Origin of the sequence: Photorhabdus australis DSM 17609 (assembly GCF_000711895.1) — a bacterium.
Taxonomy (GTDB): domain Bacteria; phylum Pseudomonadota; class Gammaproteobacteria; order Enterobacterales; family Enterobacteriaceae; genus Photorhabdus; species Photorhabdus australis.
On sequence record NZ_JONO01000029.1, the window covers coordinates 57,405 to 70,246 of the forward strand.

Here is a 12,842-nt window from a genome sequence, read left to right on the forward strand (position 1 = left end):
CCACTGACGGATGGCTTTGTCTTCCCGTTAAATATTGATATAAAATATGGAACATATTGAGAAAAATTCAAAAACATTATGATTTCTTTCATTTTTTAGCCTGTAAAATTAATGCATGAGAAAACTGCTGTACAAACAGAGGAAGACGTCTTTCCATCCTCAAAAAAGAAATCACATCCTCAATTGGGCTTTGTTTTTTTAAAATGCTAGCGAGTATATTTAACCCAAAAATCTCAATTTCATTAAAGCAATTGAATTCTTTCTTTAATGATTTTAACGACCAAAAAACAGCAGGTGAACAAGACTTTATTTTTTTTATATTGTTCCGTATATCATACCCGCTTTTTATACTGAAAGCCTTGCCGGAAAGTAGTCTTTTCATAGCAAAGCGACTGTATACCATAATAAATAGATTACCTCCTGGTTTGAGTGTTCTCCACATTTCATGTATAGCATCCTTATAATTAATAATGTGAGAAAAGACACCATTCAGAGAAATAATATTATCAACGGAATTGTCATTTATATAGGGCATATTTGAGCAATCACCATGAATAAAATGGCATTCTGGATATTTATTCTTTGCTATCTCTAACATGTTTTTTGAAATATCGATGCCTGTATATTGACAAGGAATATCTTTCATAAGATATCTTGCCAATCCAGTACCACAACCACAGTCTAATACCTTGCTAAAAGGAATGACTAATTTAGAAATAATGTCTTTGATAATTTCATCTTCCGCCAGGCTTATGTTGTCATTATAGAAATAATCGTAGTTATTAGCTAAATCATCATAATATTTTTCTGTATCTTCTAAGTTATTCATTAATTTAATATCCCTCTTGAAAATATTTATACCTGTTATCTTTCAAGTTGCCTTTTTGTTGGCTGCACTCACTCATCCCGCAATTCGTTGATTAGGGTGACGCTGGTGGTGCGTCTGTCTGGTCGAGGAAGTGGCAGATAACCGGAACAGACAGACAAGTACCTTACACATTTGAATTGCTATCATTCTTTTGCTGTTGTTCCTTTGGCAGCTTTAATTGGACATTCAAAACCATCTGGTTTGATTGCCAGCAGGTCACATTTTAGATGGTCGATCACATGTTCTGCGGTGTTTCCCAAAAAAGCAGCAGACAGCCCTGTTCTGCCAAGAATACCGAGAACAACGATACCAGCACTCATTTCATCACACATTCCAGGAATAACCTGTTCCGGTAGCCCTTCATGAACGTGAGTATATTTTTCATCAATGCAGAATTTTTGGCGAAGCTCTTTCATGGCGATCAGGTGTTGACCACGCAGGGCGTTGTTATAAACGCTTGGGTCAAAATCCGGCAGTTCAATACTCATATTCAGTGGCGCTACAGGATAAGCGCTGACCAAATGAATTTCCGGGTTTTTCACTATCTGATTTGCCAGATCTTGGGTTTCTCTGACTAGTTTCAAGTTCAATTCGTGATGGTATGACTCTTCACCAGATAGATTAACCGCGACCAGCACAGAGCCCTGGTCCGGCCATACCTGATCTTTTACCATCCATACCGGACATGGGCATTTGCGCAATAACTGCCAGTCAAGCGGGGTGAAAATCAACGATCCCAGCTTGTCATGCTTGAGTGCCATCTTCAGAAGCAAGTCATGTTTATCAGCAATGACTTCCTGAATAATCGCTTCGTAAGGCCGATTGTGCCATACCACTTTTATTTCAATATCAATACCGGCTTCCAGATAATAGCGAGCTTGTTGTTTAAGCCAGGCAGTGCGTTGGTTGGTCACACCTTGACGCATAGCATTCGCTTCTTCGGGGGAAAGCAAGGTGGTCATTTCATAGGATAGATCATAAATAGGCAAGAAGGCTTTAATCCGGCCACCGTTACGTTGCACGATATAAACTGCACGTCTTAATGCCGGTTGATCGTCCTGACTTGGGTCAATTGCAACTAAGAGGTTTTGATAGTTTGCCATAATGGTTCCTCACAGAGGCTAGACAAAACATTCTTTAATCTTCAATACTAAAGATAAACCAATATAAGCAAACCGGACAGGTCAGAGGTGAACCAGATCAACAAAATAAGATGATCTGGCTTAAAAATCAGGAAATTGAAACAGATTTTTTTCCCGCTAAATCAGAGAGTGCATCCATATTTTCAATAGTAATGTATTTACCTTTTACGCTGAGAGTTCCATTTTTTTGTAAGCGACCAAGCAGACGACTGATTGTTTCAACGGTTAAACCAAGATAATTACCAATATCACTGCGAGTCATGGTTAAACGGAATTCTCTTGGTGAAAAACCGCGCTGAGCGAAACGGCGGGAAAGATTATGGATAAATGCAGCCAATCGTTCTTCAGCATTTTTCTTTGACAATAACAGTATCATTTCTTGATCGCCTTTAATTTCCCCACTCATCAGGCGCATCATTTGCTGGCGGAGATTGGGCATTTTACCAGACAGGTCATCCAATGTTTCGAATGGGATTTCACAAACCATTGATGTTTCCAGGGCTTGTGCAAAACTGGGATGCTGAGTATTCAGGATGGCATCAAAACCTACTAAATCCCCAGCGAGATGGAAGCCGGTAATTTGTTCATCACCTTCCTCAGTGATGGTGTAGCTTTTAATTGTTCCAGAACGGATAGCATAAAGAGATTTCAACTCGTCGCCAGCTTTAAACAGAGTTTGTCCTTTCTGGATGGGTTTTTTACGCTCAATGATATTATCGAGTTGATCAAGCTCGTGCTCATTCAAGGTAAAAGGGATGCACAGCTGGTTAATGCTGCAATCCTGGCAGTGGATCGCACAACCACCGGACTGGATTCGACGAATAACACGTTTTTCCTGGATCATATGGTATGCTCGTTAGAAATATTGATATGGCTCAACTTTAGCATCTCTTTATGATTCTGGTAAGAGCTATAATAGTTTTCTGCAATTTATTTGAGAAAAAATATTCTCCTTTATCTTAGCGATAAGAAATTATCACATTAAATTATTATGCGGCGCAAAGTTGATGTCCGGTCGTTGTCATAGCAAGATGGTATTCAATATCAGCGGCTTGAATTTGGTGGAGGATTTCATATACTTCTTGGCTCTGAAGGAAGGCAAGGCGTTGCGGTATTGGGCAAAATAGTGATACAAGATTTATATATTATTTTCAACGATAGGGTAAGAAAATGATTAATAAATTACTTAATGATCGTTCATATCATATTGAATTTAACGGCCATCTTACTAATCACGCTAAACATGCCGTTATGCTTGTATTGGCTAATCCGACTTTTTCTCATTTGGATATCCTAGATCAAATGACTTATCTAGGACAGCCCCAGTAAAAATATTATTAAATGTTATTGGGTTGGTATGTTATGCATCAATTGTGGAAAGAATACGGTTCAACTATTTATAGGGCAGCAGCAAATCAATTTACAAGTACACCTTTGCTTCCTTCCTCTTATGAAAATGAATGTCAGTTTTAAAATATTGTAGTCGCTGAACCTACCGCCTCTTTTTGGGGAGGTAGGTAATTTGGGTTTTTAATAGTTCACCTTGTCAGACGAAATTGACTCCAGCAGATCCCAGACCCGGTAAATTGATTTTTAACTGATCACCAGCATCAATTGGCACCATGGTGGCGAGAGAACCGGAGAGAATGATTTCTCCACGGAGCAATGTCATATCCAACGTTCCTAATATATTGGCTAGCCAAGCAACAGCATTAGCTGGATGCCCCAGTGCCGCGGCACCAATACCGGTGTCAATTAATTTACCGTTTTTTTCCAACGTCATTGTCACGGCAGCTAAATCAATTTCTGATGGCAGACGGGATCCATCGCCAATAACAAATAAGCCTGATGAGGCATTATCAGCGATGGTGTCTGTGATTTTTATTTTCCAGTCACGGATACGGGAATCGACAATTTCGATGCAAGGTACGACATAATCTGTCGCTTGCAGCACATCTGAAACCGTAATACCTGGGCCGCGCAGGTTGTGTTTCAGAATAAAACCAATTTCACCTTCAGCTTTGGGGGCAATTAATTGTTTAACGGATACAGCGGAATTATTTTCGTAATACATATCTGAGGTAAGAATACCAAAATCGGGTTGGTCTACGCCCAATAGATCCATAATTGTCTGGCTGGTGATACCGATTTTTTTACCAACAATTCGTTCACCAGTTGTTTCCAGACGATGGGCAATAAATTTTTGCTGGATAAGATAAGCATCGTGTAATGTCAATTCTGGATAATTATCGGAAATGGGAGCGATAGCTTGATTATTCCGCCATGATTGAAACAGTTTTTCGCTGAGATGGTTTATCACATTATTCATTGGTTGTTGCTCCAGGCCAGACGATAGAAGTGATATTCCGATTGGAATATCACTTGTTTGAAAAGGGCGTTATTTATTGCCGTTTAGCAGAAAATTAATATGAATTTGATTGAATGTGTCTGGATCTTCATATTGAGGCCAATGACCGCACTGTTCCATGACAACAAAACGGCTGTTTTTGATCAATCTGGCAAGCCGTTGTCCTACAGAAACTGAGGCTGTGGGATCGTGGGTTGTCCATAATACCAGCGTTTCAGCTTGAATTTGCATTAGCTCATTTTCGGTCAGGAGGTTACGTAAACGGGTATCCATATCTTGCAGACACATGATGCTTTCCATCGCGGACAACATATCTGGCTGACGATAAATAGCAAAACGGGATTCAACCAGGTCTTCTGTCACAATATCAGGATCTTCCATCAGGAATTCAAGGCGTTTGCGAGTAGCTTCCCGATCTGGGTTTTTCACTGCATTCAAGCTCAGAGTACGCAGGCGTTCCATTACATTTGGATCGGCAATCATACCGCCCGCAGTATTCAATACCAGGCGGTGAATATATTGCGGATATTTTGCAGCGAATCGGGCTGCAACCCACCCCCCCAAAGACTCACCAGAAAGATGAATTTTCTTTAGATTTAATGTTTCAATAAGATCCCGCAAGTGTTCTATATAATCGTCAATTTCATAGGCACAGGCGGGTTTATCTGTGAAACCATGCCCCAACATATCAATTGCCAGTACATGAAAATGAGCGGCATGGGGTAAAATATTGCGCATATAGGCTTCAAGATGACCTGCAATACCATGCAGGAAAATCAGAGTAGGGCCGTTGCCAGCTTCAAGAACACGAGTTTTTATCCCTTTTACATCAATATAGTGCAGATGAACTTCACCGCTGGCAATTGCAGACCAAAGAGAATGAAACTCAGGTTGTACTGGTTTATGTTGAAGATTAGTCGATATTGACACGTGATATCTCCTTTACTTTCTTTGGGTTAATTCATTATTAATATAACGGTGGATAGGGATATTCACTAATACTTAATATGTCTGGCATTAAATGTGAAAACGATAACTGTTATATTTTTAAATATTTACTTTCAACAACATCTATTAAATGTGCTAATAATTCTGATTTGTTGTCTTTTCGCCATGCCATTATGAGTTCTATTGTGGGTGAAGATCCTGATAATGGCCGACAGACAACGGAATCTGTCATAATACTCGTAATATAGAATGGCACGATTGCACATCCTAAATTCATACTGACCAGATTTAAAATAAGTAAGAGATTATTAGCTGTCTGAATAGTATTAGGGACAACATTATGTTCAGAAAAATAATTTTCTATAATCTGTTGTAATATACCGGAATGTATCGGATCGGTAGCAATAAAGTTTTCACCATGTAAGTCATTGACTGAAATTTTTTCACAGTATCTTAGTCTATGATTAGCGGGCATTAGAACGACCAGAGGTTCATTAAGAATAACTTTAAAATCAATATAATCGCTCTCTATGGGTGGACGCATAAAAGCGACATCAATATCACCTTGTAATAATTTCTCTTCTTGTCCTGGGTGAAATAAACTAATGAGTTCTACTTTTGATCCAGGATGAGAAAAACGAAATGTTGGAATAACTTCAGGTAATACTTTAACTTCGGCTGATGGTACAAATCCAATAGTTAGCACAATTTGTTCTTCTGCCGCTTTTCGTGCCATTTTTTTTGCTTTCTCGGCGTTATCAAGAATGATTCTGGCTTGCTGTAGGAAGACTTCGCCAGATTTGGTTAAAGAAACTCTGCGTTTGTTCCTTTCTAATAATGTAGATCCAATATAATCTTCTAAATCTTTTATTTGCTGACTTAACGAAGGCTGTGCAGTATGTAATTTTTTCGCCGCTTTAGTAAAGTTTAATTCTTCTGCCACTGCAATAAAGTATCGTAAGTGCCTTAATTCCATTGCCGTTTCCTCATATATCGAAAAAAAGTCTTAAATTAAACAAACAATGTATTTCACAAATTATTAATCTATTAATAGCATTCATTTTGCAAGTTGGCAAAAAGTCAACCTTTCTTTTACATGAGGATAAAATAATATGACATTGAGCAAAAATTCAGATATCTACCGCCTGATTGATGCCCGAGCTGGTCGTGTAACTCCTCAGATTTATATCGATCCTGAACTCTATCAATTAGAACTTGAAAGAATATTTGGCCGTTGTTGGCTATTTCTGGCTCATCAGAGCCAAATCCCGCGTCCGGGCGATTTTTTTAATACTTATATGGGAGAGGACAGTGTTGTTGTTGTCCGTCAGAAAGAGGGTTCCGTTAAAGCTTTTTTAAATCAATGCCGTCACCGTTCTATGCGGGTTTGTTATGCCGATAGTGGTAATACTCGCGCGTTTACTTGTCCTTATCATGGCTGGGCTTACGGTGTTGATGGGCGATTAGTTGATGTTCCGCTGGAAACACGTGCTTATCCTCACGGGCTTTGTAAAGAAAAATGGGGTCTCCAGGAAGTGCCATGTGTGGAAAGTTATAAAGGGTTAATTTTCGGTAACTGGGATACCACGGCGCCGTCCTTGATTGATTATCTCGGCGATATGGCCTGGTATCTTGATGGTGTACTTGATCGCCGTGAGGGAGGAACAGAAGTCATTGGCGGTGTACAAAAATGGCTCATCAACTGTAACTGGAAATTCCCGGCTGAGCAGTTTGCTGGTGATCAGTACCATGCCTTATTTAGTCATGCCTCTGCTGTGCAGGTTTTAGGGGTAAAAGAGGGTGACGATGAAAAAGCATTGGGTGCGGGGCAAACTGCCCGGCCAGTTTGGGAAACGGCAAAAGATGCGGTGCAATTCGCTCAAAATGGACACGGTTGCGGGTTTTTCCTGACAGAAAAACCGGATGCTAATGTTTGGGTTGATGGTGCTGTTGCCCATTATTATCGTGAAACCTATGCCGAAGTAGCGCAACGTCTGGGGGAAGTCCGGGCATTGCGTCTTGCGGGCCACAATAATATTTTCCCAACACTTTCCTGGCTAAACGGTACTGCGACTATGCGGGTTTGGCATCCACGTGGGCCAGACCAAGTGGAGGTATGGGCATTTTGCATTGCAGATAAAGCAGCTTCTCTGGAGGTAAAACAGGCGTTTGAAAACAGTACGACTCGTGCATTTGGTCCGTCAGGTTTTCTGGAACAAGATGATTCAGAAAACTGGGTGGAAATCCAGAAAGTCCTCAGAGGTTACAAAGCTCGTAACAGCTCATTGTGTCTGGAAATGGGACTGGGACGAGAAAGGGTACGGGGTGATGGAATTCCAGGTGTGACCAACGATGTTTTTTCTGAAACTGTAGCCCGCGGCATGTATCAACGTTGGGCTGACTTACTCACCAGTGAAACCTGGGATGAGATAGAGCAAAAAAGTCAGGCTTATCAGCGGGAGTTGGTTAAATGAAAGAACTTATCATCAATAAAGAAAAGCGGGTAACGTCAGAGCTGCATTATGAAATAAGCCAATTTCTGTATTACGAGGCAGCTTTACTGGATGAATGGCAATTTCGCGACTGGCTTGAGCTGTTATCAGAAGATATCAGCTATACCATGCGCACTATTGTGAATGCACAAACCCGTGATCGGCGCAAGAGCATCCAACCCCCAACGACTTGGTTATTTAACGACAATAAATTTCAGCTTGAGCGCCGAATTGCCCGATTAGAAACCGGTATGGCGTGGGCAGAAGAACCACCATCCCGCACTCGCCATTTAATAACAAATCTGGTGATTACTGAAACTGATTCGCCTGACCAATTTCATGTTCAATCCAATTACCTGCTGTACCGTTCGCAAAAAGAGCGAGATGAAGCTTTTTATGTCGGTAAGCGGTTGGATTGTGTTCGCCGTAATTTGGAAACTGGTAGCTGGTTGATTTGCCAGCGTGAAATTACCCTAGACCAGGCGGTTTTAACTTTCCATAACTTGAGTGTCTTATTCTGATGAGCCAGTTATTTGTATGTACTGTTGAAGAACTACCGAATAGGGAAGCGCGTAAGGTTGAATACACACCCGATATTGCCCTTTTTCACTATGATGGTGAGTTCTATGCTGTTGATGACCGTTGCAGTCATGGCAATGCTTCTATATCCGAAGGGTATCTGGAAGACAATGCAACAGTTGAATGTCCACTGCATACGGCCAGCTTTTGTCTCAAAACCGGGAGGGCGCTTTGTCTTCCTGCGACAGAACCATTGAAAACGTATCCTGTTGTCGTTGAGGATGGAAAAATCTATATCACAGTACCGGAGGGGTAATAATGAGTTGGCTTGAAGATCAGGTCATTTTATTAACTGGCGGCGGTTCCGGTTTGGGACTGGCTTTGGTAGAGCGTTTTATCGCTGAAGGCGCCAAAGTTGGCATACTGGAATTATCTGTGGAAAAAGCAGCAGCCCTGGTTCATTGCTTTGGTAAAGATGTTTGCGTTATTCAAGGTAATGTTGTCTCTTTTGCAGATAATGAGCGGGCAGTGATTGAAACTGTCCGATGTTTTGGCAAGTTAGACTGTTTTGTCGGTAATGCTGGCATTTGGGATCACAAAATTAGCTTGCTTGATGCATCAGCAGAACAGATTGACAAAGGGTTTGATGAACTGATGGCGGTTAATCTGAAAGGGTACATTTTAGGCGCTAAAGCAGCATTGCCTGCCCTGACTGCATCAGAAGGCAGCATGATTTTTACGCTGTCAGGTTCGTCATGGTTTTCTGGTGGAGGCGGTGTGCTGTATACCGCCAGTAAGCATGGCGCAGTCGGGATGATCCGCCAGCTAGCTTACGAATTGGCACCGGTTATCAGAGTTAATGGTGTTGCACCTTGTGGAATGCCAAGTGATCTTCGAGGTCCTGCGGCATTATCCCAGCAAGATCAATCTGTTGTAGACAGCTTACCACCGGAAATCATCGGTACAATTTTACCTTTGCAATTCACACCTCAGCCGGAAGATTTCACCGGCCCATATGTCATGCTTGCTTCTCGTGCAAATAATCGCACCTTAACCGGAGTAATGATAACCGCTGATGCAGGGTTAAGTATCCGTGGGATTCGTCAGACCACAGCGGGAGTCATGCCACCAAATAAGAAGAGGAATTCAGATGACCGTTAAATTGATTTGTACCTCACATACACCTTTGATGGATTTTTGTTCCCCTGCTGAAAAGACAGAAAAGCATGTTCGGCAGGTTTTCCAGCAACTGGCTGAACAGGTGAAAGAATTTGATCCACAGTTAATTGTGATTTTTGCACCTGACCATTTTAATGGCTTTTTCTACGATCTCATGCCGGCGTTTTGTGTTGGGGTGAGAGCGAATGCTATAGAGGATTGGGATATTGGTAAAGGACCGCTAAACGTTCCTGAAAACACAGCGAAAGAATTAATTTCTGCTTTATATAATGCAGAAATTGATGTTGCTCAATCCTGGCGGATGCAGGTCGACCACGGTTTTACCCAGCCATTGATGCTGCTTTGTCAGGATTTACAGCGTTATCCAACCATCCCGGTCTTTATTAACTGCACAGCCAAACCATTACCAGGCTGTCATCGTGTGGTTGCATTAGGTCGTGCAGTTGGTCAATTTCTGTCTGCCACCGATCAGCGGGTATTGTTGTTAGGCTCTGGTGGCTTATCACACGATCCACCGATACCACAAATTGAACAGGCTGCTTCACCGCAAATTGAGGAATTATTGATAGCAGGCAGAAACCCAACAAAAGAGGCTCGCCAGAAACGGCAAAAGCGAGTGATTGCCGTTGGAGAAGCGCTGGTTCGTGGTGAAAATGTTGCTGTTCCATTGAATCCACAATGGGATGACGAATTGCTGAATACTTTTTGTCGTGGAGATATACAGCGTCTTTCTTCATTAACAGATGAAGCAATTGCTATTCAGGGTGGCAAAGGCGGACAGGAGATTCGTTGTTGGATTGCAGCTTTTGCCGCGCTGTCTGTTTATGGCGAATATCGGGCACAACGGCATTATTACCAACCTATTCGGGAATGGTTGGCTGGAATGGCAATGGTTAGTGCTCAACCGGTGGCTTCTTAAACAGGAGCGTAATATGCGAAGTCAGACTTTTATTATTGTCGGGGCGGGGCAAGCGGGGGCGATGGCTGCTGCAACCTTGCGACAGCAACAGTTTGATGGCGATATCATTTTAATAGGTAAAGAATATCATGCACCTTATGAACGGCCTGCCTTGTCAAAAGAGTATTTGACGCAATCGGAAATGGAACCTAAGTATCTGTTCTCTGAAGAATTTTATCTAAAAAACCGGATAGATTTGCGTATAGGTCAGCCGGTCAGTCGTATTATTCCAGCGGAATATTGTGTGGTTATGGAAAATGGCGGCAAGCTCAGATATGACAAACTCCTGCTCACCATGGGCGCGAGGGCCAGACGGTTTCCATTACTCGATCAACTTGGTAAGAATGTTTATACCCTGAGAACATTGGATGATGCGCAACGTTTACGCCAGGCAGTGAAAGAAGATAAACGGGTTTTGATTGTCGGTGGTGGTGTTATTGGTTTGGAACTGGCGGCAACTTCCTGTGAACTGGGTGCCAGCGTGACAGTTATCGAGCAGGCTGATAACGTCATGGGACGTTGTGCCCCTCCGTTATTGCAGCATTACCTTTTGAATCGTCATCAAGAAAAAGGGGTTCAATTTTTCCTTGATACCAACATTGTTTCCGCGCAAAAGCGGGGGGATGAATTGGTGCTGGTGCTGAGCACGGGAGAAACGGTGATCGGGGATATCATTATTTATGGTATTGGTGCTGAATTCAGGGATAAGCTCGCGGTTGATGCGGGTTTGGTTACCCACGGTGGTATCGTTATTGACGAGCATTGCCGGACCTCTGAGCCGGATATTTTTGCTGCCGGAGATGTTTGCCTTCAGCGAGAACCACTGACAGGTGAACTTCAGCGCTGGGAAACCTGGGAAAATGCTAACCGTCAGGCGACTGTTGCAGCGCATGCCATGATGGGGCTGGAACCCCCGCAACCAGGTGCTCCGTGGTTCTGGACCGATCAATGGGGCATTAACATTCAAATGATTGGTAAAATGCAGGCTGAAAATTGGCATATCAAAGGTGATTTGCAATCAGATAAAGCCATTTTGATTGGTACAGAAAATAAAATCTTAGTGGGTGCTGTTGCCATCAATCAGGGAAGAGAAATGCGGAATTTACGGAAATTACTGGCTAATTCAATGACAGGTTCGTTTTAGAAGAATAAGTAATGGTAATTGGTGGGTGATAGTTGTTTTATTATCGAATTCGGTGACTATTTTGGCAGTCACCGATACTTTATTTACTTCAACAACATTTTATTAAATGTGTCCTCATTTATGATACGGCTCAAAATTTTTGTTTTTCTTCATTTGACAAACATGTTTTATAACTAAATTTAGTTATCCACTTTTCACAATTTAGTTGGATTTCAAGGATAAAATTCTTTAATTATAAAATTAACAATATAAATATTATTTTTATTTTTGATTTTTAATGGAAAATTTAGTTTCCTACATAAATATTACCATAAGGTAATTCTTTAATTTGAAATTATTCTTAAGTTAAATCAATTGGTTATTTTGATATTAAGGTTAATTTGGATGGGGGAGTATCTGGTTTTTTCTATATTGAATGGTATGTATTGAGTATTAAAAAACAAATTGACAACAAATATTGTTTTTAATATAAATGTCGATAATTTTTATCTTTTTTTATTTGGCAGAGGAAGCTTCTTACTGGTTAAAAAGGTCAAGTCATTAAAGTTAGAGCCTCATTTAACGTTACCTATAAATACTCAATTTTTATATGTTACTACAAATATTGCATTTGAGCATTGTTTGTTGTCATTCCTATCTTTAGTATTGTTTTTTACTGTACATATTTACTTTGGTACTAATATTTTGTTGGTTTTTTTACATTTTATAATGGCATTAGAAGGAGTCTTAATACTTACTTCAATTACATGGATCATAAGAACAACAATATTTTGGACAGCTTCATTAGTTAGTATTAAGAACTCAAATCCTTGTTTTAAAGTATTATACCCGTCATCTTTCAAGTTGCTTCTTTGTTGGCTGCACTCACTCACCCCAGTCACCAGGGTGAGATCTCACATTTTTAATAAGGTTATTTTGGTTAAATAAAAATCAGAATATGACTTTTTATAGGCATTTCTCTCATTAAAACGTTAAGATCTCTCTCTTCCATAAAAAAGCGATCCTAATAATGAGTATTTTTAATTTTATCAGCAAGATAGAAGACCCTCGCTCTGACATCAATAAAAAACATGAATTAATGGATGTGATTTTTTTAGCCTTCTCCGCTGTATTATGCGGCGCTTCTGGCTGGAAATCGATTCAGGAATTTGGTGAGTTACAGAGCGAGTGGCTTAAACAATACACGCATTTTACTCACGGTATTCCTCGTCGTCACTGTATTGC

14 protein-coding genes are annotated in these 12,842 nt (G+C 40.8%); 8 read left to right on the forward strand and 6 right to left on the reverse strand.

Annotated features, from left to right (window positions below; translation table 11 throughout):
- Positions 1-88 precede the first annotated feature (88 nt).
- The 6 genes from BO26_RS21550 to hcaR all read right to left on the reverse strand — a co-directional run bounded on the left by BO26_RS21550 (position 89) and on the right by hcaR (position 6,302).
- Positions 89-829: a class I SAM-dependent methyltransferase gene (locus BO26_RS21550; RefSeq protein ID WP_051690935.1), complete on the reverse strand. Its 741-nt coding sequence runs from the start codon at positions 827-829 to the stop codon at positions 89-91.
- 182 nt (positions 830-1,011) lie between these two features.
- Positions 1,012-1,971, reverse strand: coding sequence for a universal stress protein UspE (gene uspE / locus BO26_RS09975; RefSeq protein ID WP_036771125.1), 960 nt, complete (start codon positions 1,969-1,971; stop codon positions 1,012-1,014).
- A 127-nt stretch (positions 1,972-2,098) separates the two neighbouring features.
- Complete coding sequence (locus BO26_RS09980; protein WP_036771126.1) at positions 2,099-2,854, reverse strand: FNR family transcription factor; 756 nt, start codon at positions 2,852-2,854, stop codon at positions 2,099-2,101.
- 702 nt (positions 2,855-3,556) lie between these two features.
- Positions 3,557-4,339, reverse strand: coding sequence for a fumarylacetoacetate hydrolase family protein (locus BO26_RS09985; protein WP_036771127.1), 783 nt, complete (start codon positions 4,337-4,339; stop codon positions 3,557-3,559).
- 69 nt (positions 4,340-4,408) lie between these two features.
- A complete protein-coding gene (locus BO26_RS09990) occupies positions 4,409-5,308 on the reverse strand; it encodes an alpha/beta fold hydrolase (protein WP_036771128.1) in 900 nt (299 codons plus the stop codon).
- Between the two features lie 109 nt (positions 5,309-5,417).
- Positions 5,418-6,302, reverse strand: coding sequence for a DNA-binding transcriptional regulator HcaR (gene hcaR / locus BO26_RS09995; protein ID WP_036771129.1), 885 nt, complete (start codon positions 6,300-6,302; stop codon positions 5,418-5,420).
- Positions 6,303-6,438: 136 nt separating this feature from the next.
- On the opposite strand from hcaR, the gene hcaE reads away from it, so the two are divergent.
- The 8 genes from hcaE to BO26_RS10035 form a co-directional block, all read left to right on the forward strand.
- Positions 6,439-7,800: a 3-phenylpropionate/cinnamic acid dioxygenase subunit alpha gene (gene hcaE / locus BO26_RS10000; RefSeq protein ID WP_036771130.1), complete on the forward strand. Its 1,362-nt coding sequence runs from the start codon at positions 6,439-6,441 to the stop codon at positions 7,798-7,800.
- A complete protein-coding gene (gene hcaF, locus BO26_RS10005) occupies positions 7,797-8,339 on the forward strand; it encodes a 3-phenylpropionate/cinnamic acid dioxygenase subunit beta (RefSeq protein ID WP_036771131.1) in 543 nt (180 codons plus the stop codon). The genes hcaE and hcaF overlap by 4 nt, the downstream gene beginning before the upstream one ends.
- Positions 8,339-8,653 (forward strand): 3-phenylpropionate/cinnamic acid dioxygenase ferredoxin subunit, encoded by a 315-nt coding sequence (hcaC, locus tag BO26_RS10010; RefSeq protein ID WP_036771132.1) that lies wholly within the window; start codon positions 8,339-8,341, stop codon positions 8,651-8,653. The genes hcaF and hcaC overlap by 1 nt, the downstream gene beginning before the upstream one ends.
- Positions 8,654-8,655: 2 nt before the next feature.
- Positions 8,656-9,498 (forward strand): 3-phenylpropionate-dihydrodiol/cinnamic acid-dihydrodiol dehydrogenase, encoded by an 843-nt coding sequence (gene hcaB / locus BO26_RS10015; RefSeq protein WP_036771133.1) that lies wholly within the window; start codon positions 8,656-8,658, stop codon positions 9,496-9,498.
- On the forward strand, positions 9,488-10,435 hold the full coding sequence (locus BO26_RS10020) for a 3-carboxyethylcatechol 2,3-dioxygenase (RefSeq protein WP_036771134.1): 948 nt from the start codon (positions 9,488-9,490) through the stop codon (positions 10,433-10,435). The genes hcaB and BO26_RS10020 overlap by 11 nt, the downstream gene beginning before the upstream one ends.
- A 13-nt stretch (positions 10,436-10,448) precedes the next feature.
- Positions 10,449-11,618: a phenylpropionate dioxygenase ferredoxin reductase subunit gene (gene hcaD / locus BO26_RS10025; RefSeq protein ID WP_036771135.1), complete on the forward strand. Its 1,170-nt coding sequence runs from the start codon at positions 10,449-10,451 to the stop codon at positions 11,616-11,618.
- A 444-nt stretch (positions 11,619-12,062) separates the two neighbouring features.
- Positions 12,063-12,545, forward strand: coding sequence for an ABC-2 family transporter protein (locus BO26_RS22065; RefSeq protein WP_236637420.1), 483 nt, complete (start codon positions 12,063-12,065; stop codon positions 12,543-12,545).
- Positions 12,546-12,627: 82 nt separating this feature from the next.
- A partial coding sequence (locus BO26_RS10035; protein ID WP_036771137.1) for a transposase family protein occupies positions 12,628-12,842 on the forward strand: 215 nt, incomplete at its 3' end.

Excerpts from the sequence above, each read along its gene's own strand:
- uspE (WP_036771125.1), bottom strand. The coding sequence starts at position 1,971 with ATGGCAAACTATCAAAACCTCTTAGTTGCAATTGACCCAAGTCAGGAC.
- BO26_RS09980 (WP_036771126.1), bottom strand. The coding sequence starts at position 2,854 with ATGATCCAGGAAAAACGTGTTATTCGTCGAATCCAGTCCGGTGGTTGT.
- hcaC (WP_036771132.1), top strand. The coding sequence starts at position 8,339 with ATGAGCCAGTTATTTGTATGTACTGTTGAAGAACTACCGAATAGGGAA.
- hcaD (WP_036771135.1), top strand. The coding sequence starts at position 10,449 with ATGCGAAGTCAGACTTTTATTATTGTCGGGGCGGGGCAAGCGGGGGCG.
- BO26_RS21550 (WP_051690935.1), bottom strand. The coding sequence starts at position 829 with ATGAATAACTTAGAAGATACAGAAAAATATTATGATGATTTAGCTAAT.
- BO26_RS09985 (WP_036771127.1), bottom strand. The coding sequence starts at position 4,339 with ATGAATAATGTGATAAACCATCTCAGCGAAAAACTGTTTCAATCATGG.
- hcaB (WP_036771133.1), top strand. The coding sequence starts at position 8,656 with ATGAGTTGGCTTGAAGATCAGGTCATTTTATTAACTGGCGGCGGTTCC.
- hcaR (WP_036771129.1), bottom strand. The coding sequence starts at position 6,302 with ATGGAATTAAGGCACTTACGATACTTTATTGCAGTGGCAGAAGAATTA.
- hcaF (WP_036771131.1), top strand. The coding sequence starts at position 7,797 with ATGAAAGAACTTATCATCAATAAAGAAAAGCGGGTAACGTCAGAGCTG.
- BO26_RS10020 (WP_036771134.1), top strand. The coding sequence starts at position 9,488 with ATGACCGTTAAATTGATTTGTACCTCACATACACCTTTGATGGATTTT.
- hcaE (WP_036771130.1), top strand. The coding sequence starts at position 6,439 with ATGACATTGAGCAAAAATTCAGATATCTACCGCCTGATTGATGCCCGA.